Raw genomic sequence first — 23602 nt, 5'->3', positions numbered from 1 at the left:
CTCTCCATTTCCTGAAAGCTGAATTCATGTCCCCCGCTTCTCCGTCTCCGACCGCCGCCGCGCCGTTCTCCTTCTCGGAGACGGCCGTGACGCGCAGCCTGCTGGCCGCGATGAAGCAGATGATCGACGTCAAGGCTTATGAGGAGCCTTTTCTCGCGCCGCGCTACGCCGAACCCATCGCGCGGCTCTTCCAGCTTCTGACGCAGGAGGGCGGACGCCGGGACCACGCCCTCACGGAATACGGCCTTTACAGGCTCTACGCCGCGCGCGACGGAGAGAGCGGCCTCAAGGAGGCCCTTGCGCATCTTGAGGAGGCGCTGCGGATCCAGCCTTCTCCGACGGCGCTCTTCGCCATCGCCGACGCCCAATACGGCTTGGGGAATCTTGAGCGCGCCTTTGAACTGTTGCGGGATCTGAAGCGGGAGGGGCATCGGATCTCCCAACATCCTTATTATTTTTTCCTGCAATTCCAATGCGCCGTGCAGATGGGACGCATGGACCTCGCCCAACTCGCGATGGAGAATTGGGGCGGAGAAGAAAAGCCCCTCGCCGGACGGAGGCTGGTCGTCACGACCTCCAGCGGACCGGGGGACGTGCTCAGGACTCTCGCCGGTCTGTTTCCCCAATTGGAGGCCGCGGAGAGCCTTCGGGTCGTTTGTCAGCCGCGCCTTTGGCCTTTCGTCCGAGCCGTCCTGCCGCAAGCGCAGTTTCTGGAATCGACCGACCTCAAAGATCCGTCGGAAAACCTCGTCTCCATCCCATATGCGCTTGATTTCTGCCTGAACCACGTCGGCAAGCGCATTCCTCCCTTCGCGGCGCGGCTCTGGAAGGCGCCGGAGATTCAAGAGGCCGCCGAAAGAATCCGCGCCGCCTTCCCCGAATTGCGGGAAGGCGCCTGCGCCTTTCACTGGCGGACCAATATGATGAACGCCCGACGCATGAGCCGTTGTCTGCATCCGACCGAGCTGCGCGGTTTTCTCGCCGACGACCGCTTTCCCAAAATCTGCTTTCAGCACGGGCTTTCCCCACATGAGCGCAAATATCTCGAACAACATGGCAAAAACGTCGTGATCGCCGAGGACCGGCTGAGCGTCTATGAGAATCTGTTCAATCTCTATGCTCTGGTCGCGCAATGCTCCGCCACTCTCGGCCCCGGCCTGACGGGCACGGAATTCGCCTCGATCTCGGGAGCGCCGGTCTTCGCCGTCGACGTCGACGGAAGATGGCGGAACCGCAACGGCTACGGCTACGAAGGCCGCGACGTTTATTTCCCAAACACTTATCGCTACGGGCGCCCTTATGGCGTCGGCGGCGCGGAATCGGTGAAGCGCGCCACGCGCAAGATCGCCGAGATCGTCGCGAAAGAGCGCGCGCAGCCCGGCGAGCCCCTCGCTCCCGCCCCTTGACCTTGACCCCCGCCCCGCGAGCGCCTACCTCTTGCGCAACATTCATCTCCTGCGGCGCGCTCCGGCGCGGCCCTGCGCGAGGTCAGACCCATGGCGACCGTCACCGTCACCAACGAGAATTTCGAGACCAACGTCCTCAACAGCGACGGCCCCGTCGTCGTGGATTTCTGGGCGGAATGGTGCGGCCCTTGCCGTCAGATCGCTCCGGCGCTCGAAGAGATCGCCGCCGATCTCGAAGGCAAGGTCACCATCGCCAAGCTCAACGTGGACGATAATCCCGAGCTTTCCGCGAAATACGGCGTGCGCGGCATTCCCACGCTGATGCTCTTCAACAAGGGCCAGCTCGTTTCGACCAAGGTCGGCGCGGCCCCGAAAGGCGCGCTCAAGCAGTGGATCGACGGCGAGATCGCCAAAGCCTGATCAGGGCCTCCCGACCCGAATGGAAAGCCCCGCTCGCGCGGGGCTTTTTTCGTTTCAGGCTCATTCCTCTCCGGCTGCGGCGCGCCAATCGACGTCGCGGGTGGCCCACATGGTCCCCGCCAGAGCCGCGAAGGCCGCCGCCGCTCCGATCAGCAAGGCGTAATCCTGATTGCGCAGCAGCAGATAGAGGAAGGCGTAGATCACCGTGAGCAGGCCGAAGACCGTCCAGCCCGCCCGCCCGAGCTTCAGCCCCGTGAAGACGTAAAGCGTGATCAGCGCGATGGTCGCCGCCGCCGCGATCCCATAGGCGGCCGAAAAGCCCATATGCTCCGAGAAGGCCAGCAGCAGCAGGAAGAAGACGCATTGCGCCAGCCCGATCAGCAGATAATGCACCGCATGGGCCGGGCGCTTTCCTTGGGTTTCGATGAGGAAGACCGTCACGAGGGTCATGGCCACGAAGAGCAGGCCGTATTTCAGCGCCCGCTCGACCTGCTGATAGGGGCTGGCCGGCTGCGCGAAATTCAGTCCGAAAGCCGAGATATGATCCGCGCCATAGGCGCTGAGGCTCGCGGCTTCGCCTTCGACGAAGCTTTGCGGCAGGCTGCGCGCCACATAAGGCACGCTCCAGGAGGCCGAGAAGCCCGTGGGCGAGACCTCGCGCTCGACGGGCAGGAAGGCGCCCCCGAAGCCCGGATGCGGCCAGTCGCCTTTGAGCGTCACGCGGCTGGTCTCGCCGAGCGGCGCGAAGAACAGCGAGTCGCTGCCGTTGAAGGCCAGATCCGCCGAGAAGCGCTTGGCGCCGCCCTCCCGGGGATCGCCCACCGGCGCATGAAGCCCGGAGGCGCCGTTCAGAGAAGCTCCCGGCAGAAGCTTCAGGCTCCGCCCGCCCCAGTTCAGGCTCATATTCTCGCGGAAGGCGCGCGGATCGGAGATCTGGATGGAGACGAAGGCCCGATCCCAAAGCGGAGTCTGGCGGTCGTCGAAGAAGCCCTCCCAAGGGGCGGCGTCGAATTCGCCCGAAAGCGCCGCCTGAGCCGCATAGACCGGAGTCTCATAAATGCCCCGACGGCGGATCTCCGCCTCGGTCTCGGCCGTCACGCTCAATTCGCGCGGCAGAAAGACGGCGGCGCGGCGCGTGGTGACGATCTCCGTGCGGCGCCCTTCGCCGGAATTGAGGCTCCGCTCCTCTCTCTGGTCGAAGGGGACGACCAAAGCCGGGCCGATCAGAGTTTGCTGGCCGCCCCAGACCGCGCCGATCTCGCGCGCCGTCTGGCGATGGAGATATTCGCGCTCGGAGCCGATCATCCCCACCATCAGCAAGGGCGCGCCGAGCAGCAGCGTGATCAGGCCGAGCATCAGAAAGCGCGCCGCCCGCGAGCGCCAGAAGCTCGGCTTGGCGGGGCCCGCAGGCGCCGCCCAAGGGTCGGGGCGCTCCGAAGACGGGTCGTCGGCGGGCGGGCCGGAGGCGGGATCGCGAAAGGGGCCGCTCATGGGGTCGACTCGCTTTAATAAAATGAATGATGATCATTTTATAGCGCGGGCCGACCTCTCCGTCAATCTTCCCCCCGATCAGACCGCCGCGCGGGCCGCCGCCAGAGCCGCGGCTTTGGCCTCTTTGGCGCGGATCCGCTCGCGATGGAGCGCGTAGAGCCCCGCCGCCACGATGAGCGTCACGCCGATCAGGGTGGTGGCCTCCAGCCGCTCGCCGAGCACGATCACCGCCACGAGGATGCTCCCCGCCACGCCGATGTAGGAGAAAGGCTGCAAAGTGGAGGCGGGCGCCCAGCTCAGGGCTTTGGTCAAAGCCCAATGCGCCCCGATCCCCGTGCAGCAGAGCACGAAGATCCAGAACCAATCCAGCGGCGCGACGTTCTGATCCCCCCAAACCGACAAGCCCGCCGGAGTCATCGCCACCGCGCCCACCAAGGCGAAGTAGAGCAAAGAGCTTTCGATGGAATCCGTGCGCCCCGTCATGCGGGTCAGCAGCGTGTAGCAGGAGTAGAGAAAAGCCGAGAGCAGCCCGAGCAAAGCGCCGAAGCCGAAAATCCCCGCCCCCGGCTGCAGGATGATCGCCACGCCCAGCACCGCCGTCCCGACCGCCAGCCAGCGCCGCCAGCCCACCTGCTCGCCGAGGAAGATCGCCGCCAGAGCGGTCGTCAGCAGCGGGCTGGAGGAGAAGATCGCCATGAGGTCGGCGAGCTGGATGTAGGTCAGCGCATAAGTGAAGATCCAGATCTCGGTGATGATCAGCACGCCGCGCGCCATTTGCAGCCGGATGGAGCGCGGCGCCTTCAAAGCCCCCCGGATTCCGCCCGGCGCCCGAAAGGCCGCAAAGACCAGAGCGAAGCCCGCGAAGGCCCAAAAGCGGATCGCCAGAAAGAACTCCGGCGCATAGCGATCGGCCAGATGCTTGGAGATGCTGTCTTGGCCCGCGAAGAGCAGCGAGGCGCAAATGGCGAGGCCGACGCCAAGCGTGACCGTGTCGACGCTTGCGCGGCCCTTGGAGGCCGGAGTGAACATGTCTGGAATCCTGAAAGCGGGGCGGGCCGAGACAAGGCGCGTCCATGCTTCTTCCTTCTAGGCCATGACGCGAGGAAGACAAGCGGCGTCTCGCAGGCGGGCTTGCGACCTTCCGGCGCGGGAGCGGGAGGACGGGGCGGCGGATTCCGGTTCCCTTGCGCGAGGCTCTCCTGTAGAGAAACGGCGACATTCCCCTTTCAGGAGTCTGAGGAGATGGGTTATCGAGTCGCCGTCGTGGGCGCCACCGGCAATGTGGGCCGCGAAATGCTGAACGTTCTCTCTGAGCGCGAATTCCCGATCGACGAGATCGCGGTGCTCGCCTCCCGGCGCTCGAAAGGCGCGGAAGTCAGCTTCGGCGATAAAACGCTCAAGATTCAGGACATCGACGATTTCGACTTCACGGGATGGGACATCGCCCTCATGTCGGCGGGTTCCGGCGTGGCGAAGGAATACGGCCCCAAGATCGCGGCGGCGGGCTGCCTCGTGATCGACAACTCCTCCTATTACCGCTATGAGCCCGACGTTCCGCTGATCGTGCCGGAGGTCAATCCCGACGCGGTGGAGCTGGCCTTCAAGCGCAACATCATCGCCAATCCCAATTGCTCGACGGCGCAGCTCGTCGTGGCGCTCAAGCCCCTGCACGACCGCGCCACCATCAAGCGCGTGGTCGTCTCGACCTATCAGTCGGTCTCGGGCGCGGGCAAGGAGGCGATGGAGGAGCTTTGGGATCAGACCAAGGCCAAATACGTGCCCGGCAAGGACGTCGAGCCCTCCAAGTTCACCAAGCAGATCGCCTTCAACGTCATCCCCCATATCGACGTCTTCATGAAGGACGGCTTCACCAAAGAAGAATGGAAGATGACGGCGGAGACCCGCAAGATTCTCGATCCCTCCATCGATCTGGTGGCGACCTGCGTGCGGGTTCCGGTCTTCGTGGGCCATTCCGAGGCGGTTTCGGTCGAGTTCGAGCATCCCATCACCGACGACGAGGCCCGCGAGGTCTTCGAGGAGGCGCCGGGGATCCTCGTGATCGACAAGCGCGAGGCGGGCGGTTACGCCACCCCGGTCGAGGCGGCGGGCGATTACGCCACCTACGTCAGCCGCATCCGCGTCGACCCGACGGTCGACAACGGCCTGATGTTCTGGTGCGTCTCGGACAATCTGCTCAAGGGCGCGGCTCTGAACGCGGTGCAGATCGCCGAATTGCTCAATGAGCGCGGCCTTGGCAAAAACAAGAAGAGCAAGGCCGCCTGAGGCGCCTCTCCTCTGAAGACGAGGCCCCCGGATCCGGGATTCATCCATGGTTCGGGGGCTGTTTTTTTTCGGCCTCCCGCCCAGCCTGACCGCAAGCGCGGTCCGAAAGCGGCTTGCGGCTTTTGAGTTCCGCTTTAAGTTTACGGCTTTACGGAGGATGCCGACAGGCGTTCCCCGTCCGCGCCTCTTCCAGCAGGAGCCCGTCCTCCGATGTCCGCCGACGCGCCGCCGCCCGACGCCTTGAGTCTGCATGATCTGCCCGAGCGCGAAAGGCCCTTTTGGATGGGCAAGGGGAAGCTGATCTTCGAGCGCCCCGCCTCTTTGCGCAACACGATCTTCCGCGGCTCCAACCGCATCGGCGCCTTCAGCTACGGCAACGCCGAAACGCTGATCTACAGCGCCGACATCGGGCGTTTCTGCTCTCTCGCCCATCGCGTGACCATAGGTCCGCCGGAGCATCCGACCGACTGGATGAGCACCCATGGATTCGCCTTCGGCGATCTCGGCGTGTTCAGAAACGCGCCGGGCTATGAAAAAATCCTCGGCGAGGAGCGTTTCGAGACCAATCATCAGCGCACCCGGATCGGGCATGACGTCTGGATCGGACATGGCGCCTATATCCGGCGCGGCGTGACCATCGGAGACGGCGCGGTGGTGGCGGCGGGGGCGGTGGTCGTCGCCGACGCGCCGCCCTATGCGGTGCTGGGCGGGACGCCCGCCAAAGTCATTCGGATGCGTTTCGACGAGGAGACCGTCGCGCGGTTTCTCAAGCTCCAATGGTGGCTTTACGATCTGGACCGGCGCGCGCTTCCGGGGCTGCGCTATTCCGAGCCCTTGCAGGCGCTGGACATTCTGGAGCAGGCCGTGGCGGAGAACCGGCTCAAGCCGGCGCGTTTCCCGCGTTTCGAGATCGCCAATAACGAGACCGTGCGCGCCCTCGCCTCGCCTCCGCCGCCCGCCTGAGGCGAAAGGCGTCCTCCGCGCCTAAAAAGCCAGCCGCGACAGCTCCGCCACGGCCAGAGCATGAAGCCGCGCGTCTCCCGCCGCGACCACGCGTCCGCCCTGAGAGCAATCGCCGCCGCGCCAGTCGGTGATCACGCCGCCCGCCTCGGTCAGGATGGGGATCAGCGCCGCCACGTCATAGGTCGAGAGCCCGCTCTCCACCACGAGATCCGCCTGCCCCGCCGCGACCATGGCGTAGCCGTAGCAATCGGCGCCGTAGCGCGCCAGACGCACGGAGCGCTCCAGCGCGTCATAGGCGGCGCGCTCTCCGGCCACGGCGTCGAAGATGCGGGGATCGGTCGTGAACATGACCGCCTCGCCCAAGGCCGCGCAGGGCCGGGTCCGCAGGGCGCGCCCCTCGCCGCCCCGACTCAGGAAGGCCCCGCCGCCCAGACGCGCCGAAAAGACCTCGCCCAGATAGGGCTGGCCGATCACGCCCGCCACGGGCCGCCCCCTCCAGTACAGCCCGATGAGGATCCCCCAATGGGCCAAGCCGCAGATGAAGGCCCGCGTGCCGTCGATGGGGTCGAGAATCCATTCATAGCCGCTGGTCCCGGCTTTGCGGCCGTATTCCTCGCCCCAGATGGAATCCTCGGGGCGTTCGGCTTCGAGGAGGGCGCGAATGGCCCGCTCGCCCGCCTTATCGGCCTCGGTCACCGGATCGAAGACCCCGCGCAGGCGCTTATCCTCCACCTCCAGCGCCTCGGCGCGGAAAGAGGGGAGGACGGCCGCCCCCGCCGCCTCGGCGAGGCGCTCGGCGAGGCCGAGCAAAGCCGCAAGCTCCGGCGCGGGCGGAAGATCGGCGGGATCGAAGCTCATGGGGCGGCCTCTTGTTCGGATGGGGCTCAGACGAGCCGCGATTGCTCCAGAGCCGCCTTCACGAAGCTCGCGAAGAGCGGATGCGGCGCGAAGGGACGCGATTTCAGCTCCGGATGGAACTGCACGCCCACGAACCACGGATGATCCGGGATCTCCACGGTCTCCGGCAAGCTCCCATCCGGCGACATGCCGGAGAATTTCATCCCCGCCGCCTCCAGACGCGGACGATAGGCCGCATCCACTTCATAGCGGTGGCGATGGCGCTCTGAGATCCGCGTCTTGCCGTAGATCCCGGCGATGAGCGAACCCTCCTCCAGATTGGCCGGATAGGCCCCGAGCCGCAAAGTGCCGCCCTTGGCGCCGTCGCGCTCGCGGGTGACCAGCTCATTGCCCTGAGACCATTCCTTCATGTGATAGATCACATGTTCGAAGCGGTCCGGCCCCTTGCCGCTCTCGAACTCCTCGGAGCCCGCCTTCTCCACCCCCGCCAGATTCCGCGCCGCCTCGACGACCGCCATCTGCATGCCGAGGCAAATGCCGAGATAGGGGATCTTGCGCTCGCGGGCGAAGCGGGCGGCGGCGACTTTGCCTTCCGTGCCGCGCTCGCCGAAGCCGCCGGGCACCAGCACGGCGTCGAAGCCCGAGAGATGGGCCGCCGCGCCCTCGCGCTCGAAGACCTCGGCGTCGAGCCATTCGGCCTTGACCTTCACGCGATGCTGAAGCCCGCCATGGGTCAGGGCCTCCTTGAGCGACTTATAAGCGTCCTCCAGCTGCATGTATTTGCCGACCACGGCGATGCGCACTTCGCCGTCCGGATTGCTCAGACGATCCATGACGTCGCGCCAGCGCGAGAGATCGGGCTCCGGCGCGAGGTCGATCTTGAAGGCGTCGAGAATCGCGCGGTCGAGGCCAGCCGCGTGATAGGCGAGCGGCGCCTCGTAGATGCTCGCGAGGTCATAGGCGGGAATCACGCTGTCAGGGCGGACGTCGCAGAACAAGGCGATCTTCTCGCGCTCGCGCTCGGGGATCGGCACCTCGGAGCGGCAGACGAGGACGTCGGGGCGCAGGCCGATGGCGCGCAGCTCCTTCACGCTATGCTGGGTGGGCTTGGTCTTCAGCTCGCCCGAGGCCGCCAGCCAGGGCAGGAGCGTCAGATGCATGAAGACGCAGCGTCCGCGCGGCTGCTCATTGGCGAATTGGCGGATGGCCTCGTAGAAGGGCAGGCCCTCGATGTCGCCGACCGTGCCGCCGATCTCGCAGAGCATGAAGTCCACTTCGTCCCCGCCGATGGAGAGGAAGGACTTGATCTCGTCGGTGACGTGGGGAATCACCTGAATCGTCTTGCCGAGATAGGCGCCTTGGCGCTCTTTATCCAGCACGTTCTGATAGATGCGCCCCGCCGAGATGGAATCCGTCCGCCGCGCCGCGACGCCCGTGAAGCGCTCGTAATGGCCAAGGTCGAGATCGGTTTCAGCCCCGTCGTCGGTGACGAAGACCTCGCCGTGCTCATGGGGGCTCATGGTGCCGGGATCCACGTTCAGATAGGGGTCGAGCTTGCGCAGGCGCACCCGATAGCCCCGCGCCTGAAGCAAAGCCCCCAGAGCCGCCGCCGCGAGCCCCTTCCCCAAAGAAGAGACCACGCCGCCAGTCACGAACACATATCGGGTCATTTCGCTCGCCTTTTTCGCGCCGGAAAAACAAAAAACGCCGGGGCCATGGGCCGCCCGGCGTCGCGCCGCATGAGAGCTAACGGATTCGTCCTCAGGGAGCAAGGGGCTCAGGGAGATCCGGGAGGGCGCGGCGCGGATGCGACAGAAGAGGCCGGAAATTCCGGCTCCGCGAAATTTGAAGCCTGCGTGAACGGTTCCGGGGCTTATGGTGCGGCTTCATGCGCCAAAGCGCGGAGGCTCCGGAGAATCGTGAAACGCTCCGAAAGCCGCGCCCAAGCCTCCCCGCAAGGATCTCCGCCCATGAATTTCGCCCGCTCCGCGCTCGCCGCCCTGCTCATCCCGACTTCCGCGACAGGGGGCGCCGCCCTCGCCGGAGGCTGGGTCGAGGCGGATGTGGCGCGGGTGAGGCTGCTCGCCGGCGAGGCCCGCGAGACCGGAGAATTGCGCGCCGCTCTGGACATTGAGCTGAAAGACGGCTGGAAGACCTACTGGCGCGCGCCGGGCTCGACGGGGGTGGCGCCGGAATTCGACTGGTCGGCCTCGGCCAATCTGAAGAGCGCCGAAGTGCTCTGGCCGCGCCCCAAGCGGCTGGAGAGCGCGGGCGCCGAATTCTGGGGCTATGATTCGCATGTGGCCCTGCCCATCCGCGTGACGCCCGAAGATCCGGAGAAGCCGGTGGAGCTGGACGTGCAGATTTATTTCGGCGTCTGCCGCGACATCTGCACGCCGCTGGATCTGGAGCTGAAGCGCAGCCTGACCGGCGAACAAGCCTCCGTCGAGGAGAGCCGCCGCATCGCCGAGGCCGAAACCCTCGTGCCGCCCGACGGCGCGGCGGCGGGCGTGACTCTCGGCGAGGCGCGGCTGATCGGCGAGGGCGTCCGGCGCAGCCTCGTGATCGAACTGGCGGAATCCGGCTCCTTCGAGGCGCCGGAGGCGATCTTCGCCGGGCCGCCCTCGCTGGTGGTGGGGCCGGTGGAGGTCTCGCATGAAGAGGGCGGGATGGTCCTGCGGGCGCAGGCCATGGCCTTCGGCAAACGCGATTGGGAGGGCGCGCCCATCTCGGTGACGCTGCTCGAAGGCCCCTTCGCCGCCGAAGCCCGCGGCGAGATCAAGCTCGTGGCCGCCGCGCCTTAATTTATCTTCAGCGCCGCGCCCATGGCGGCGAGATGCGCCGCCTCTGTTCCGCAGCAGCCGCCGAGGATCCGCGCGCCGAGCCGCCGGGCCTCTTGCGCCCAGAGCCCCGCCGCCTCCGGCGTCCAGTCATAGACGACGGCTGCGCCCTCCAGACGGGGAAGCCCCGCCGAGGGCTTGGCGATGAGGATCGCCTTAGGCGCCGTCCGCGCCAGACGCCCGAGGCTCTCCAGAACCTGATCCGGCCCGCCGCCGCAATTCACGCCCAGAGCCGCAGGCGGCTCGGGCAGGCTCATGGCCGCGCGGACGAACTCCTCCGGCGAGACGCCGTTTCGGGTCAGGCCGCCGGGCGCCTCGAAGCTCAGCGTGGAGCAGAAAGGCGCCCCCAGACGCGCCGCCGCCGAAGCCGCCGCCCGCCATTCCGCCAGATCGCCCAGAGTCTCCGCCCAGAGCAGATCCGCCCCGCCTTCCAGCAAAGCGCGGCCTTGTTCGTAAAATCCCGCCTCCCAATCGGCGGAGAGCGCGAAGACTCCGCTCGGCCCGAGGCAGCCCGCCACGAGGACGCCCGCGCCCGCGCCCTCTTGCGCGACGACCTTGGCGCGCGCCGCCGCCGCGCGGTTGACCTCCGCGCAGCGATCCTCCGCGCCGAAGGGCTTCAGACGCCGGCGATTGGCTCCAAAGCTCTGGGTGAGGAGGATCCGCGCCCCCGCCGCCCGATGGGCGCGATGAATCTCCGCCGCCCTCTCAGGATGGGCGAAGGCCCAGAGATCCGGAGATTCCCCCGGCTGGAGCCCCATGGAGAAAGCCGCCGTCGCCATGGCCGCGTCGGCCAGCACGGCGCCTTCCGCCAGAAATTCGGCGAGGCGGCTCATAATCCGGCGGAGAGCAGGCCGGGCGGCGGCGGATCGCCCTCGGCGGCGCGGGCGAGGGCGCGCAGGGTCTCAGGCTCGGGATGGCCGCCCGACAGGGCCTGAGCCAGAGCCGCGTCGAGGAAGCCCGCCTCCAGACGCGCCCCGGTGCGGATCAGCGCCAACGAAGCCTTCAGAGCCTCGCCCCGGCGCGGCGCGTCGAAGGCGTAGCGCAGATGCCAAAGCGCCAGCATCGCCGAAGCCGGACGCCGCCGCCCGCCCTCCGGCCCCAGAGCCATGGCCTCGAAGCCGCGGTCCAGCGTGCGCAGCCCGTCGGCGCGGCGGCCTTGGGCGAAGAAGGCGGCGGCGGCCTCGGCGAAGATCTCCGATTCGAGCCCGTCGCCCTCCAGAGCCCGGCGATACAGCGCCTCGGCGGCGGAGCGGTCGCCCGTCGCGGCGTGGAAGGCCGCCGCCGAAGCCGCCAGACGCGCGTCGAAAGGCGCGAGGGCCAAAGCCGCCTCGAAGGCGGCGCGGGCGGCCTCGCGCTCGGCGGGGACCAGCGCCAGAGCCCGCGCCAGATCGCGCCGCAAAGCGGCGTCGCCCGGAGCGGAGTCGACGGCGGCGCGCAGAATCTCCAGACCCCGCCCCCATTCGCCGCGCCTCTGGGCGAGGAAGGCGCCGTACATGCGCTGCGCCGCCAGATTATGCGGATCGGCGGCCAGAGCCTTGCGGAAGCCCGCCTCGGCGGCGTCGAGGGCGTTGCGGGCGCGGGCGAGGAAATCGGCGTAATTGGCGCGGGCGAGCCCGTCGCGGGGGGCGCTGCGGGAGGCGCGGCGATACAGATCCTCGGCGGCGTCGAGATCGCCCCGGGCCTCCTCCTGAAATTCGGCGAGGGCGGCCAGAGATTCGGCGGCGCCGGGATCCTGCGCCACGGCGCGGGACAAGCGCTCCTCGGCGGCGTCGAGCGCGCCTTGCGTCCGCAGGAAGCGCCCGCAGGCGATTTGAGCCGCCGGATCGCGCGGATCCAGCGCGATGGAGCGCTCGAAAGCCTCGCGGGCGCCGTCGGCGTCGCCGCGCCGGGCGGCGAGGAATTCGCCCCGCGCCCGCCAGACCGCCGGATCCTGCGGCGCGGCCTCCAGAGCCTCCAGCAAGGCGCGGTCGGCGCCCTCCACGTCGCCCCGGCGCTCGGCCAGATGCCGCGCCAGAGCGACCAGCGAGGCCGGATCTCCGGTCGCCGCCGCCAGCTTGAGCAGCGAGAGCGCGGCCTCCTCCTCTCCGCGCCGCAGCGCGAGGAAGGCGGCGGTGCGGCGGAGCGTGTCGGCGCGGCGCGGATCGATCTCGCCCGCGAGGCGGAAGCAGTCCTCGGCGGCGTCGAGCGCGGCCTGAGCCTCGGCGAGGAATTCGCCATAGGCGCAAAGCGTCTCGGGAGAAGAGAGATCGGCGTTGAGCGCCAGCCGGAAGCAATCCTCGGCCCGCGTCCGGTCGCCGCGGCGGCGCCAGAGGAATTCCGCGAAGAGCCGCAGGGAATCGGCGTCGTTGGGATCCGCGTCGAGGGCGCGGTTGAAATAATGCTCGGCGGCGTTGTCGTCGCGGCGGCCCACCGCGAGGAATTCGGCGTAGCGCGCCATCAGCCCCGCGTCGCGCGGATGGGCGCGCAGAGCCTCCTGAAAGCGGCGTTCGCCCTCTAAGGCGGCCTCGCGCGCCAGAAGGCGGCGCGGAGCGGGCGGCAGATTCAGACGCGCCAGATCGGCGGCCTCCTCCTCCTCCGGCGAGAGGGCGTCCTCCGTCGGGAAGGCGAAGAGCGGCTCCTCCGGGGGCGGAGGCGGCGCGGCGGCCTCCGGCTCGAAAGACGCCGGAGACGACTCCGGCGCGGCGGAGGGCTCGGGATCGCGGATTTCAGGCTCGGGCCGCATGGCGGGCCGAAAGCGCGTGGCGGGGGCGATCAGACGCGGCCCCCTGCCCGCCTCCTCGCCGCCCTCCGCCGCCGAAGGCTCCGAAGAAGGAGGAGGCGCGGGCGGCGGCGGCGCGGGCGCGACGGCCCGGGCGGCGGCGGCTTCGCCCTCGGCCACCTTGCGGCGCAGCTCCGCGCGGTCGGCGAGTTCGGCGTTCTGGCGGGCGTAGGCGCGCAAAGCCGCCTCCAGCCGCAGAGGCCGCGGCTCGGGCAAGTCGAATTCGCGGCGGACCAGCCAGGCCCATTCCTCGAAATCGCCCTGGGTCACCCAGAGCGCCTTGCGCTCGGCCAGCCATTCCGCCAGAGCCTCGCCCGGCGGCGCGGCGTTCACCCAATACACGCCGCCGCTCGGAGCGCCGTCGGGCAGGCCGCGCATGAGGTCGGCCACGGCGGAATCGCGTCCGCCATAGCCGAGGAAGACCAAAGTGCGGTCGGCGAGGTTGGCCCCCACCCGCTCGCGCAGATCCGGCGCGAAGCGCAGGCGATTCGCATCCAGACCGGCGCCGAAATGGGCGTCTCCGGCCAGCTTCACCACCGTCGGGCGCAGGCTGGAGAGCCGCATCCGGGGGCCGAAGGATTCATGCGTCAGCACGCGGGGCTTGCGCGCGCCGTAAAGATAAAGAGCGTCGGCGGCGAGATCGTCGAAATTGGCGGTGAGCGCGAAATTGCAGGCCTCGCCCCAGACCTCGTGAGTCATGAGCTGCGCGAGGGTGGCGTAGGCGAAGCCGGGCTCGCCGAGGGCCGCCAGCCGCTCGATCTCGCGGGCGCGGTCCTGTTCGGTGTGGAAAAGATCGTCGAGGACTTTGCCGTAGACGGCGGCCGGATCGGCCGGATCGAAGCCGTAAAAACGCTCCGAGGCCCAAGCCTCCACGCCCTCGCCGGATCCCGTCTCCAGATGCTTCAGCTCGCGCAGCCAAAGCCGCGCGGCGGCGGCGGCGTCCGGCACGCCCGAGCCGGTCGAGCAGCCCGCGCCGAGGAACCACGCGAAACGACCCTCGCGCCTCTCCAGCGCCCGCCGCAGGCGACGGACGAATTCGAAGGCTGAAATGCGGCGCAATCCGGCGCCTGAAGACGCAGCCGTCATGACCGTCCTCCGCGGGCTTCGCCGCGTTCAGTCTTGGGATCCGACGACGCCCGCCACACTGCTCCACCCGTCTTGTCTGGACCGCTGCGCGCGAAGGCGCGTCGCGGCGGGATCGGGGCCTTTTCCCGATGTCGCGAACATTACATCAGCGGGGCGAAATTGGGGCAAGAAAAAACAGTCTGCATACGAAAGTTTACATAGATAGTTATTGACCGGTTAAAAGTTCCATGACAGAACAAATTAACAGTTCATTATGTCTCATAAAGAGAAAAACATGGAACGGTTTTTAATTCGTCTTATCGCTATCCAGATCGGCCTGACGCTTGATTCCGCTTTGGCCCTCGCCGAGACGATTTTGCGCGCGCCGCCGCCCTTCTGACCCGCTTCGCCCTATCCGCCTGCGCCGCCGCCGCCCGGGGCGGAGGCGCTCTGCAAAGCGGCGGCCTGAGCCCGAATGCGCTCCGCCATGGCCCGCACGCCGTTGCTGCGCTGGCTGCTGAGATGATCGGCCAGCCCCAGCCGCCGCAAAGCCGCCTGAGGATCCACGGCGAGGGCCTCTTCAGGGGTCAGGCCCTCGTAAAGCGCGCGCATCACCGCCACCAGCCCGCGCACGATATGGGCGTCGCTGTCGCCTTCGATGGTCAGACGCGCCGCGCCGTCCGGGCCGGGCCGCGCGCCCATGACGAGCCAGACCTGACTCGCGCAGCCGCGCACCTTGGCGGCTTCGGTCTTGGCGGCCTCGGGCAAAGGCGGCATGGCCTTGCCCAGATCGATCACCGCCGAATACCGATCCTCCCAATCGTCGAACAGGGCGAAATCCTCCGCCAATTCCTCAAAGCGGGCGGTCGTCATGGCGAATCTCCTTCACGGGTCGTCGGGTCCGCAGGCATAGAGCGTTTTCCAGCGAAGCCGAAGGGCTTCGCGTCGTGAAAACGCGGCCCGGCGAAAACCGAGAGCGTTTTCCAGCGCAGCCGAAGCGGCTTCGCGTCGTGAAAACGCGGCCCGGCGAAAACGGAGAGCGTTTTCCAGCGCAGCCGAAGCGGCTTCGCGTCGTGAAAACACGCTCAAGCGCCGCGCCTCAGACGAAAAGGCCCCGCCCGCGCCGCGCGGAGGGAGCCTTTCCAGCTTCAAACAGGGGGAGAGGGCCTTCAGCGCCGCCAGCGGGCCGCGGCGTTGGTCAGGGTGTCGGGGGTCAGCACGAGGGCGTAGCGCCCCTGAGTCTGGAGCCTCTGGCCGATCTGAAGAGCGGTCTTCTGGTCGGGCAGGCTATGGACGACCATATTCCAGCGCCCATCCCGCGCGCGGGCCTCGATATGCGGGATTCCCGCACCGAAACTGGCCGTCACCTGCTGGACGAGCATCCGGGCGGCGGTCTCGTTGGCCTCGCTGCCCAGATGCAGCGCCCAGCCGCCCAAAGGCGGCGGCGCCGGCGGGCGCGCCGGCTCGTAGGAGCCCTGCGGCGGCGCGGAGAGCATGTATTCCGGCGCGGCGGCCGAAGGCTGATAGCCGCCTCCGGGCGCGCGATAAACCTCTTCGGACACGATCTCCAGAGTGTCGGCGCTGACTCCGACGCCCCATTCGCGGGTGCCGCGGCGAATCTCGGGGTCTTTCGCCCCGACGCAGACGTTGAGATCCGCCGGAGCGCCCGCGCGGCCGACGGCGGGCGTCAAAAGCGCGCCGGGCGTCGCGGCGAGGGCCTTGCGGATGATGTCCTGCGCGTCGCGGGTGCGCGCCGGACGGCTCGGATTGCCGAGCGTGACGAGAATCACCTTGCGCCCGCCGCGCTCCACCGCGCCCACCACGTTATAGCCCGCCGCGCAGGTGAATCCGGTCTTGAGCCCGAAGCCCCCCGGAAAGCCGAGGATGGTGTTGGTGGTCTGATAGCTCTTGCCCGCCAGACGCCCCGAGCGCTGATTGAACAGCTCCGAACGCTTGGGATGGTCGCGCAGCAGCGCCGCCCCGAGCAAAGCCATGTCGCGGGCGGTGGTGCTCTGCCCCGCGCCCGGCAGGCCGGAGGCGTTGACGAATCGGGTGTTCGTCAGCCCGAGCCGAACGGCGGCGGCGTTCATCCGCGCCACGAAGGCCTCTTCGGAGCCCGCCACCGCTTCGGCCACCGCCACGGCGGCGTCGTTGGCCGAGGCCACGGCGGCGGCGGCCAGCACGTCGCCGAAGCGCAGCTCCGCGCCGGTCCGGAAGCCGATCTTCACCGGAGTCTGTCCGGCGGCGCGGCGCGAGATCTTGATCTTGTCGTCCGGCGCGATCTCGCCCTTCTCCATCGCCTCGAAGGCGAGGTAGACGGTCATCATCTTGGTGAGCGAGGCCGGATAACGCGGCGCGTCGGCGGCCTCCTCCAGCAGGATTCGGCCGCTCTCCACCTCGACGGCGAGACGCGTCGCGCCGCCCAGCGGCGCCAAAAGCCCGCAGGCGGCCAGCAGCGCCCAAAGCGCGCGGCGCATCAAGACGCGCATGACGGCCTCATCCTCATTCTTGCGCGTCCTCAGGCCCCGGTCGGGGGCTTAAGCTCCGCCACCACGATTCCCTGCGGACCGGCGGTCAGCGCGATTTCGCCGCGTTTGAGCCTCAGGGCCTCTTCTCCGAAGACCTCGCGGCGCCATCCGCGCAAGGCGGGCACGTCCGGCTCCTCCTCCAGAGCGAGCCGGTCGATGTCGGCGGATTGGGCCATAAGCTTGGCCGCCACGTCAAGATCCGCCGCGCGGGCGCGCAGCAGCACCCGGAGCAGCTCCGCGAGCGCGGAGGCTTTGGCGTCGAGCTTGAGGGTCTCCTCCTGAACCGGCCAATCGGCCTTGGGGAGGGCGAGGCCGACCTTGATCGCCTTGAGCACGGCCTGAGTCGTCTCCGAGGAGCGGTTGTCGCGCTGGAAGGCGCGGCTGCGGCCGAGATCCTCGATGGTCTTCGGCTTGAGCTGGGCCAATTCGGCGAGGGTCTCGTCCTTGAGGACGCGTCCGCGGGGCAGATTGCGCTTTTGCGCCTCCTCCTCGCGCCAGCGGGCCAGCTCGCGCAGCGCCGAGAGCGCCGGGCCGTTCGGATTGCGCAGACGGATCCGCCGCCACGCCTCTTCAGGATCGGCCCGATGCTGCGCCGGATCGGCCAGAGCGGCCATCTCCTCGGAGATCCATTCCAGCCGGTCGGCCTTGGCGATTCGGGCCGTCAGCTTCTCGTAGATCACCCGCAGATGGGTCACGTCGGAGACGGCGTAGATCAATTGCCGCTGCGAGAGCGGGCGGGCGCTCCAGTCGGAGCCGCGCAGGGATTTGTCCACCTGCGCCCCCGCGAGGTCGCGGGCGAGGGTCTCGTAGCTCGCCTGCTCGCCGAAGCCGCAGACCATGGCCGCGACCTGCGTGTCCATCAGCGGCGCGGGCACCAGCCCGCCGAGCAGGCTGAAGATCTCCAGATCCTGACGGGCGGCGTGGAAGACCTTGATCACCTGAGGATCGCGCATCAGCTCGAAGAGCGGCGCGAGATCCATCTCCGCGACCATAGGGTCGATCAGAGCCGCGCCCTGAGCCTCATGGGCCTCGGGGGTTTCTCCCGGCAGGGGCGGGCGCGCGATCTGCACGAGGCAGAGGATGGGCCAATAGGTCCGTTCGCGCATGAATTCGGTGTCGAGGGTCACATAGGGCGCCGCGCGATACTCGTCGCAGAGCGCCTGAAGATCCGTCTTGGTCTTGATGAAACGCATACGCCACCTTCTACCCTGTTCCGCAACGCGGCCCAAGGCCGAATTCCAGTGAAGATTCGCCAAGTTCCCGCAGCGCGGCGAAACGCCCCCTCAAGCGCGAATCTGCTGCGGAGCTTCGGAGAAGCGCGCGGGGACGCCCCCTCTACCTATAGAATAGCGACCTGAAATCAACCCCTTTTAAGAGTGAATATCCCGCACCGCAACCTCACGTCATAAGAGTTTTCATTCTCCAGAAACTCGCGGAAAGCGAATCACAAATGATTCAGGACGGAATCGGGGGGTGAAAATTCTTCACAAAGGATCAAATTCCGCATATGCGTCATTTTGTCTCATGGCTTGAAAAGATTTCGACTTGACCAAGGGGTTAACGAATCGGAAATTTTTACTCTGAAAAATAACCAAGAATATCGTTTTCAACTTTGTGTTGCCGTCAATCAGGGGGCGGCGCTCTGAAGCGGAGCATCTTCAATGCTGTGCGTCTTGGCCATAGCCTTCTGTCTCGCCGCGCCTTCCGGCGCGGCGTCTCGCGACGACCTGCGCCTCGCGCAGCTCGCGCCTCATGTCGTGGGGGGGCTGGAGCCCCGAATCCTCCCCCCGCGGTCGGCCCCCGGACTTGAGGGGCCGGTCGATTTCACACGCCCCGGATTGCAGCGCAATCGGCCTTGGCCGCGGCATCCGGCCACAGGAAATTGACGTCGTCCGGTCGAAACCCGGCGGCCGGGATCGGCCGGTCGGGCTTGAGCGGCGAGATCAGGCGCCCGGCCAGCTTCCGGCCGGCGGCGCCGCGCGTCCGCTTGGCGCCTTCAGAAAGGAAAGCGCCAGACGCGGCCCCGTCAGCAGCAGACGGGCCGCAGGATTCCTGCGCGCCGAAGCTTTGAGCTTCTCCACCTGCATCACCTCTTCGATGCGGCGGTCGAGGAAGGCCCAGGTTTCGGCCTGATCCTCCGATTCGTCGTTGAGCCAGACCAGCAGCGTCGCGCCGTAGACTCCCATGAGGGTCAGGCGCTTCGTATGCCAGTTGTAATCGCGCGAAGCGTCGCCGAGCGCGGTCCAGATGGCGTCGCAGGTCTCCCAGACCAGCTTGGCGCCTTCGGCGGCGTGGGTCGGCAGGGCGTAGAAGGCGGCGGCCCGACGCACGGCCTCGCGGTCGCGCGCGACGATCTCCAGACGCAGCCGCACCGCCCAAGCCACGCGCTCGCGGAACTTCAGCCGCGAGAGATCCGCCCCGCCCAAGCGCCGCAGCATCTCGGCGTCGGCGGCGCGATGGAAGGCCGCCGCCAGATCCGGAGCTCCGCGCGGCGCGGCCAGACGCGCCTCGGCTTCGGAGATCCCGCAATCGCGCGCGGCGGCGGCGAAAGCCTTCTCAGACCAGCCGTCGAAGGGGGCGTGACGCGCGGCCGCCTCGGCGAGGCGCCGCAAAAGCTCGATTTCGGACATGCGGGCCTCACGGGGGTTGGAATTTCTCAAGACCGTTGATATATAGCGCCCCTATTCTGAAAATTCGAGATCAGCCTGGAAGGACGGTGAAGTTAGGTGCAGGTTCTGGTTCGCGACAATAACGTCGATCAGGCGCTGAAGGCTCTTAAGAAGAAGATGCAGCGCGAGGGTATTTTCCGTGAGATGAAGCTTCGGCAGCATTTCGAAAAGCCCTCCGAAAAGCGGGCGCGTGAGCAGGCGGAGGCCATCCGTCGCGCGCGCAAGCTGGCGCGCAAGAAAGCGCAGCGCGAAGGCGCGGCGTAAGCTTTCAAGCTTGAAATCGACGCGCCAGACCGCGTCCTGATCGCCTCCGGCCTCCGCCGGGGGCTTTTTCATATCCGGATTCCTCTGAGGACCGGGGCCGTTCAAGCGCCTCCAGTCAAGCGCCTCCGGCCCGCGCCTCCAGATAGATCCGCACCGCCTCCTGCACATGGCGGAAGCGGTCCCCGCCGAGATGCTTGCCGCCGAACCAGCGGGTCACGACGACGAGATGTCCGCGCAATTGGGCTCTGTCGAGCATGCGCAGGATGACGAGTCCGGCCCCGGCTTCGCCGTCGTCGTTTTTGATCTGCGCCTCGTCGAGCAGAAGCGCCCATGAGTTATGCGTGGCTTTGGCGAATTTCTTGTGGCGCTTCAGATCCTTCAGCAGGGCTTTCGCCTCCTCCTCGGAGGCGCAGGGCGCGCCGGAGACCGCGTATTTGGATCCGCGGTCGCTGATGACGTTTTCAAGGATCAACATCCGGAGGATTCTCGCCTTGCGCTGGGAGGAGAAGAAGGCGCCGCGCGCGACCAGCGGCGAATCGGGAAAGCGGAGGCTTTCGCCGCCTCCCGAACAAGATCCCGACGCTCATCTGGAATTTTGGCTGGGGCGGGAGGATTCGAACCTCCGCATGGCGGAATCAAAATCCGCTGCCTTACCGCTTGGCTACGCCCCAAGGCGCGCGCAACCTAGTCGGATCATCGCAGGCTGACAAGCCCTCTCCTGAGGCGCGCGCAGAGTTTTCAGAGAAATTCGGCGGCGGCGCGCCGGAGCCGGCGTCCGCTTCAAATCCCCCATATCCCGCCATCAAGCCGGGGGCCGGGGACGCGCCGCGCAGCTTTCCCGCCACATCGCGCCGCGACAAGATCGAAAAGCCCTTGCGCTGCGCCGAAAGCCCCGATATAAGCCGCCGCCAAGCGAGACGGAGTATAGCTCAGCCTGGTAGAGCGCTACTTTCGGGAAGTAGAGGCCGCGTGTTCGAATCACGCTACTCCGACCATCCGCTTCGCTTGAAAGGCCCCTCTCCGGAGAGCGTTCCGGGCAAGGGCCTTTTTCATTTCTCCCTTGAAATTCCTGACGAAATCCGTCGCACATCAATCTTGCGCGAGGTCGCCGCTTCCCCGAATCCTATTGCGCGGCAATAGGAAATGCGCGATAGAGGCCGCAGGTTCCGAAGCGCGGCCGCGCCTTTTTTCCTCATTCTTTCGTCGCAGGAAAACAAAGCGCCCAGCCGCCGCGCAACGTCCCCTGATCGCCGCAGGAGGGCGTCGGGCCGCCCACAGGGCCGCCGGGCCCGCACCCAGCCGGGGGACGCAATGACCATCACTGTCGGGAAAGACACGCTCCAGACGCGCCGAAAGCTCGTCATCGGAGAAGACGTCTATTGGCTCTACTCCATCGAGGCGGCGGATAAGACGCCGACCGGAGACGGGCGTTTCGCGCGTCTGCCGCGGTCGCTCAAGGTGGTGCTGGAGAATCTGCTCCGCAACGAAGACGGCCGCAACGTCACGGTCGAGGACATCGGCGCCTTCGGCCTCTGGGCCGAAGAGGGCGGCAAGTCGGATCGTGAAATCGCCTATCAGCCCGCCCGCGTGCTGATGCAGGACTTCACCGGCGTTCCGGGCGTGGTGGATCTCGCGGCCATGCGCGACGCCATGGTCGCGCTCGGCGGAGATCCCGAGAAGATCAATCCGCTCTCGCCGGTGGATCTGGTCATCGACCATTCGGTGATGGTGGACGAATTCGGTCAGCCCCGCTCCTTCCAGAGCAACGTCGACCGCGAATATGAGCGCAATCTCGAGCGTTATCAGTTCCTGAAATGGGGACAGAACGCTTTCGCCAATTTCCGCGTCGTGCCGCCGGGAACCGGCATCTGCCATCAGGTGAACCTCGAATATCTCGGCCAGACCATCTGGCTCGACCGCGACCAGCGCGGCGATCAGGTGGCCTATCCCGACACGCTCGTCGGCACCGACAGCCACACCACCATGGTCAACGGCCTCGCGATTCTCGGCTGGGGCGTGGGCGGCATCGAAGCCGAGGCGGCCATGCTGGGTCAGCCGGTCTCGATGCTCATCCCCGAGGTGGTCGGCTTCCGTCTGACGGGCAAGCTGCGCGAGGGCGTCACGGCGACCGACCTCGTGCTGACCGTCACGCAGATGCTGCGTAAAAAAGGCGTGGTCAATAAATTCGTCGAATTCTACGGCGACGGCCTCGACGATCTGCCGCTGGCCAACCGCGCGACCATCGCCAACATGGCCCCGGAATATGGCGCGACCTGCGGATTCTTCCCGGTGGATTCCGAGACTCTGCGTTATCTGCGCGCCACCGGCCGCGATGAGAAGCGCATCAAGCTGGTCGAGGCCTACGCCAAGATTCAGGGCCTCTGGCGCAAGGCGGGCGATCCCGACCCGATCTTCACCGACGCGCTCGAACTGGACATGGGAACCGTGGAGCCCTCGCTCGCCGGACCCAAGCGCCCGCAGGATCGCGTCGCGCTGACCGCCGCCGCCGAGAGCTTCGAGAAAGCCCGCGTCGAGCTGCGCGGCATGAAGGGCGGCGAGGCCGGAGAGCCCCGCGTGGCGGCCGCGCCCGGAACCGATTATGTGGTCGGCGACGGCTCGGTGGTCATCGCGGCCATCACCAGCTGCACCAACACCTCGAATCCCTATGTGATGATCGCGGCGGGCCTCGTGGCGCGCAAGGCGGCGGCGCGCGGCGTCACGCGCAAGCCTTGGGTCAAGACCTCGCTCGCGCCGGGCTCTCAGGTGGTTTCGGATTATCTGGAGCGCGCGGGCCTGCAAACCGATCTCGACGCGCTCGGCTTCAACCTCGTGGGCTACGGCTGCACCACCTGCATCGGCAATTCCGGTCCGCTGCCGGAGGAGATTTCGGCCGCGATCAAGGAAGGCGACCTCATCGTCGCCTCGGTGCTCTCGGGCAACCGCAATTTCGAAGGCCGCGTCCACGCCGAGGTCCGGGCGAACTACCTCGCCTCGCCGCCGCTGGTCGTCGCCTACGCCATCGCGGGCACGATGAACATCGACCTCGCGAACGACCCCATCGCCACCGACGCGCAGGGCCAGCCGGTCTACTTGCGCGAGATCTGGCCGACGGCCGCCGAAGTCGCCGAGATGGTCGAGCGCAACGTCACGCGCGAAGCCTTCATCGCGAAATACAGCGACGTCTTCGCGGGGGATCCTCAGTGGAAGGCCATCGCCACCGGCGAGGGCGAGACCTATGAGTGGCAGACGTCCTCGACCTACGTGCAGCATCCGCCCTATTTCGAGGGCATGGGCATGAGCGCCGGAGAAATCTCCGACGTGAAGGACGCCCGCGTCATGGCGATCTTCGGCGATTCGATCACCACCGACCACATCTCGCCCGCCGGCGACATCAAGGCCAACAGCCCCGCCGGCGTCTATCTGGCCGAGCATGGCGTCGAGCGCCGGGACTTCAACTCCTACGGCTCGCGGCGCGGCAACCACGAAGTCATGATGCGCGGCACCTTCGCCAACATCCGCATCAAGAACGAGATGGTGCCGGGCGTCGAGGGCGGCGTGACGATCCACATCCCCACCGGCGAGCAGATGCCCATCTATGACGCGGCGATGAAATACGCCGCCGAGGGCACGCCGCTCGTCGTCATCGCGGGCAAGGAATACGGCACCGGCTCCTCGCGCGACTGGGCGGCCAAGGGCACCCTGCTGCTGGGCGTCAAGGCGGTGATCGCCGAGACCTTCGAGCGCATCCACCGCTCGAATCTGGTGGGCATGGGCGTCATCCCCTTCCAGTTCGTCGAAGGTCAGGACCGCAAGTCCCTCGGCCTGACCGGACAGGAATTGGTGAGCATCCCCGATCTCGGGAACGTGCGCCCGCGCCAGATCGTCAAGGCGACCCTGACCGCGCCCGACGGCTCGACCCGCGAGATCGATCTGCTTTGCCGGATCGACACCGAGGTCGAGATCGATTACCTCAAGAACGGCGGCGTGCTGCATTACGTGCTGCGCAATCTGGCCAAAGCGGCCTGATCCCGCCCGTCTTCTGAGCGGCCGAATCCGA

18 protein-coding genes and 2 tRNA genes are annotated in these 23602 nt (G+C 67.3%); 8 read left to right on the top strand and 12 right to left on the bottom strand.

The window, feature by feature from the left end; genetic code table 11:
• Window positions 1-86: 86 nt before the first annotated feature.
• Window positions 87-1406, top strand: a complete 1320-nt coding sequence (locus B161_RS0105685) for a tetratricopeptide repeat protein (RefSeq protein WP_157755542.1) — start codon at window positions 87-89, stop codon at window positions 1404-1406.
• 90 nt (window positions 1407-1496) lie between these two features.
• On the top strand, window positions 1497-1826 hold the full coding sequence (gene trxA / locus B161_RS0105680; RefSeq protein ID WP_018632404.1) for a thioredoxin TrxA: 330 nt from the start codon (window positions 1497-1499) through the stop codon (window positions 1824-1826).
• A 60-nt stretch (window positions 1827-1886) separates the two neighbouring features.
• Here the strand turns inward: trxA and creD are convergent, their stop codons facing one another.
• Window positions 1887-3317: a cell envelope integrity protein CreD gene (gene creD / locus B161_RS0105675; RefSeq protein ID WP_018632403.1), complete on the bottom strand. Its 1431-nt coding sequence runs from the start codon at window positions 3315-3317 to the stop codon at window positions 1887-1889.
• Window positions 3318-3395: 78 nt separating this feature from the next.
• Window positions 3396-4346, bottom strand: a complete 951-nt coding sequence (locus tag B161_RS16950; RefSeq protein ID WP_018632402.1) for a DMT family transporter — start codon at window positions 4344-4346, stop codon at window positions 3396-3398.
• 213 nt (window positions 4347-4559) lie between these two features.
• Here B161_RS16950 and B161_RS0105665 point away from each other — a divergent pair, with 213 nt between their 5' ends.
• Window positions 4560-5600, top strand: a complete 1041-nt coding sequence (locus B161_RS0105665) for an aspartate-semialdehyde dehydrogenase (RefSeq protein WP_018632401.1) — start codon at window positions 4560-4562, stop codon at window positions 5598-5600.
• Between the two features lie 210 nt (window positions 5601-5810).
• On the top strand, window positions 5811-6563 hold the full coding sequence (locus tag B161_RS20170; RefSeq protein WP_018632400.1) for a CatB-related O-acetyltransferase: 753 nt from the start codon (window positions 5811-5813) through the stop codon (window positions 6561-6563).
• Window positions 6564-6584: 21 nt separating this feature from the next.
• Here B161_RS20170 and hisN read toward each other — a convergent pair whose 3' ends face one another.
• Together hisN and B161_RS0105650 are read right to left on the bottom strand one after the other, a co-directional pair.
• Window positions 6585-7421, bottom strand: a complete 837-nt coding sequence (gene hisN, locus B161_RS0105655; protein WP_018632399.1) for a histidinol-phosphatase — start codon at window positions 7419-7421, stop codon at window positions 6585-6587.
• A 26-nt stretch (window positions 7422-7447) separates the two neighbouring features.
• The gene (locus B161_RS0105650) at window positions 7448-9091 is read right to left on the bottom strand and encodes a CTP synthase (RefSeq protein ID WP_018632398.1); all 1644 of its coding nucleotides are present in this window, start codon (window positions 9089-9091) and stop codon (window positions 7448-7450) included.
• Between the two features lie 300 nt (window positions 9092-9391).
• On the opposite strand from B161_RS0105650, the gene B161_RS18665 reads away from it, so the two are divergent.
• Entirely contained in the window at window positions 9392-10225 is an 834-nt protein-coding gene (locus B161_RS18665) for a protein-disulfide reductase DsbD domain-containing protein (RefSeq protein WP_018632397.1), read from the top strand.
• On the opposite strand, the gene B161_RS16935 is transcribed toward B161_RS18665, so the two are convergent.
• The 6 genes from B161_RS16935 to B161_RS0105610 form a co-directional block, all read right to left on the bottom strand.
• The gene (locus B161_RS16935) at window positions 10222-11094 is read right to left on the bottom strand and encodes a homocysteine S-methyltransferase family protein (protein WP_018632396.1); all 873 of its coding nucleotides are present in this window, start codon (window positions 11092-11094) and stop codon (window positions 10222-10224) included. The two genes, B161_RS18665 and B161_RS16935, sit on opposite strands and share 4 nt — an antisense overlap.
• Window positions 11091-14105, bottom strand: a complete 3015-nt coding sequence (locus B161_RS18660) for a tetratricopeptide repeat protein (RefSeq protein ID WP_083922886.1) — start codon at window positions 14103-14105, stop codon at window positions 11091-11093. Before B161_RS18660 ends, B161_RS16935 begins: the two co-directional genes overlap by 4 nt.
• A 390-nt stretch (window positions 14106-14495) precedes the next feature.
• Window positions 14496-14957, bottom strand: coding sequence for a SufE family protein (locus B161_RS0105625; protein ID WP_018632394.1), 462 nt, complete (start codon window positions 14955-14957; stop codon window positions 14496-14498).
• Between the two features lie 296 nt (window positions 14958-15253).
• Window positions 15254-16573 (bottom strand): D-alanyl-D-alanine carboxypeptidase family protein, encoded by a 1320-nt coding sequence (locus B161_RS16925; RefSeq protein WP_018632393.1) that lies wholly within the window; start codon window positions 16571-16573, stop codon window positions 15254-15256.
• 29 nt (window positions 16574-16602) lie between these two features.
• Window positions 16603-17805: a ribonuclease D gene (gene rnd / locus B161_RS0105615; protein WP_018632392.1), complete on the bottom strand. Its 1203-nt coding sequence runs from the start codon at window positions 17803-17805 to the stop codon at window positions 16603-16605.
• A 750-nt stretch (window positions 17806-18555) separates the two neighbouring features.
• The gene (locus B161_RS0105610; protein WP_018632391.1) at window positions 18556-19242 is read right to left on the bottom strand and encodes a COQ9 family protein; all 687 of its coding nucleotides are present in this window, start codon (window positions 19240-19242) and stop codon (window positions 18556-18558) included.
• Between the two features lie 96 nt (window positions 19243-19338).
• Between B161_RS0105610 and rpsU the strand changes: the two genes are divergently transcribed.
• Window positions 19339-19545, top strand: a complete 207-nt coding sequence (gene rpsU / locus B161_RS19140) for a 30S ribosomal protein S21 (protein WP_083922885.1) — start codon at window positions 19339-19341, stop codon at window positions 19543-19545.
• Between the two features lie 115 nt (window positions 19546-19660).
• On the opposite strand, the gene B161_RS0105600 is transcribed toward rpsU, so the two are convergent.
• Window positions 19661-20020: a YigZ family protein gene (locus tag B161_RS0105600; RefSeq protein WP_018632389.1), complete on the bottom strand. Its 360-nt coding sequence runs from the start codon at window positions 20018-20020 to the stop codon at window positions 19661-19663.
• A 121-nt stretch (window positions 20021-20141) separates the two neighbouring features.
• A tRNA-Gln gene (locus tag B161_RS0105595) sits at window positions 20142-20216 on the bottom strand.
• A gap of 247 nt (window positions 20217-20463) precedes the next feature.
• Here B161_RS0105595 and B161_RS0105590 point away from each other — a divergent pair.
• Window positions 20464-20540 (top strand) — tRNA-Pro (locus B161_RS0105590).
• A gap of 316 nt (window positions 20541-20856) precedes the next feature.
• Entirely contained in the window at window positions 20857-23571 is a 2715-nt protein-coding gene (acnA, locus tag B161_RS0105585) for an aconitate hydratase AcnA (protein WP_018632388.1), read from the top strand.
• The last annotated feature ends 31 nt before the right edge of the window (window positions 23572-23602 follow it).

The organism is Neomegalonema perideroedes DSM 15528 (assembly GCF_000374145.1).
GTDB classification, from domain to species: domain Bacteria; phylum Pseudomonadota; class Alphaproteobacteria; order Rhodobacterales; family Rhodobacteraceae; genus Neomegalonema; species Neomegalonema perideroedes.
This window is presented reverse-complemented; position numbering and strand designations above follow the sequence as displayed.

Coding starts and splice junctions, on each gene's coding strand:
- B161_RS20170 (WP_018632400.1), top strand. CDS start 5,811: ATGTCCGCCGACGCGCCGCCGCCCGACGCCTTGAGTCTGCATGATCTG.
- B161_RS0105625 (WP_018632394.1), bottom strand. CDS start 14,957: ATGACGACCGCCCGCTTTGAGGAATTGGCGGAGGATTTCGCCCTGTTC.
- rnd (WP_018632392.1), bottom strand. CDS start 17,805: ATGCGTTTCATCAAGACCAAGACGGATCTTCAGGCGCTCTGCGACGAG.
- creD (WP_018632403.1), bottom strand. CDS start 3,317: ATGAGCGGCCCCTTTCGCGATCCCGCCTCCGGCCCGCCCGCCGACGAC.
- B161_RS18660 (WP_083922886.1), bottom strand. CDS start 14,105: ATGACGGCTGCGTCTTCAGGCGCCGGATTGCGCCGCATTTCAGCCTTC.
- B161_RS0105610 (WP_018632391.1), bottom strand. CDS start 19,242: ATGTCCGAAATCGAGCTTTTGCGGCGCCTCGCCGAGGCGGCCGCGCGT.
- trxA (WP_018632404.1), top strand. CDS start 1,497: ATGGCGACCGTCACCGTCACCAACGAGAATTTCGAGACCAACGTCCTC.
- B161_RS0105665 (WP_018632401.1), top strand. CDS start 4,560: ATGGGTTATCGAGTCGCCGTCGTGGGCGCCACCGGCAATGTGGGCCGC.
- B161_RS16950 (WP_018632402.1), bottom strand. CDS start 4,346: ATGTTCACTCCGGCCTCCAAGGGCCGCGCAAGCGTCGACACGGTCACG.
- B161_RS0105600 (WP_018632389.1), bottom strand. CDS start 20,020: ATGTTGATCCTTGAAAACGTCATCAGCGACCGCGGATCCAAATACGCG.
- hisN (WP_018632399.1), bottom strand. CDS start 7,421: ATGAGCTTCGATCCCGCCGATCTTCCGCCCGCGCCGGAGCTTGCGGCT.
- B161_RS0105650 (WP_018632398.1), bottom strand. CDS start 9,091: ATGACCCGATATGTGTTCGTGACTGGCGGCGTGGTCTCTTCTTTGGGG.
- B161_RS18665 (WP_018632397.1), top strand. CDS start 9,392: ATGAATTTCGCCCGCTCCGCGCTCGCCGCCCTGCTCATCCCGACTTCC.
- acnA (WP_018632388.1), top strand. CDS start 20,857: ATGACCATCACTGTCGGGAAAGACACGCTCCAGACGCGCCGAAAGCTC.
- B161_RS16935 (WP_018632396.1), bottom strand. CDS start 11,094: ATGAGCCGCCTCGCCGAATTTCTGGCGGAAGGCGCCGTGCTGGCCGAC.
- B161_RS16925 (WP_018632393.1), bottom strand. CDS start 16,573: ATGCGCGTCTTGATGCGCCGCGCGCTTTGGGCGCTGCTGGCCGCCTGC.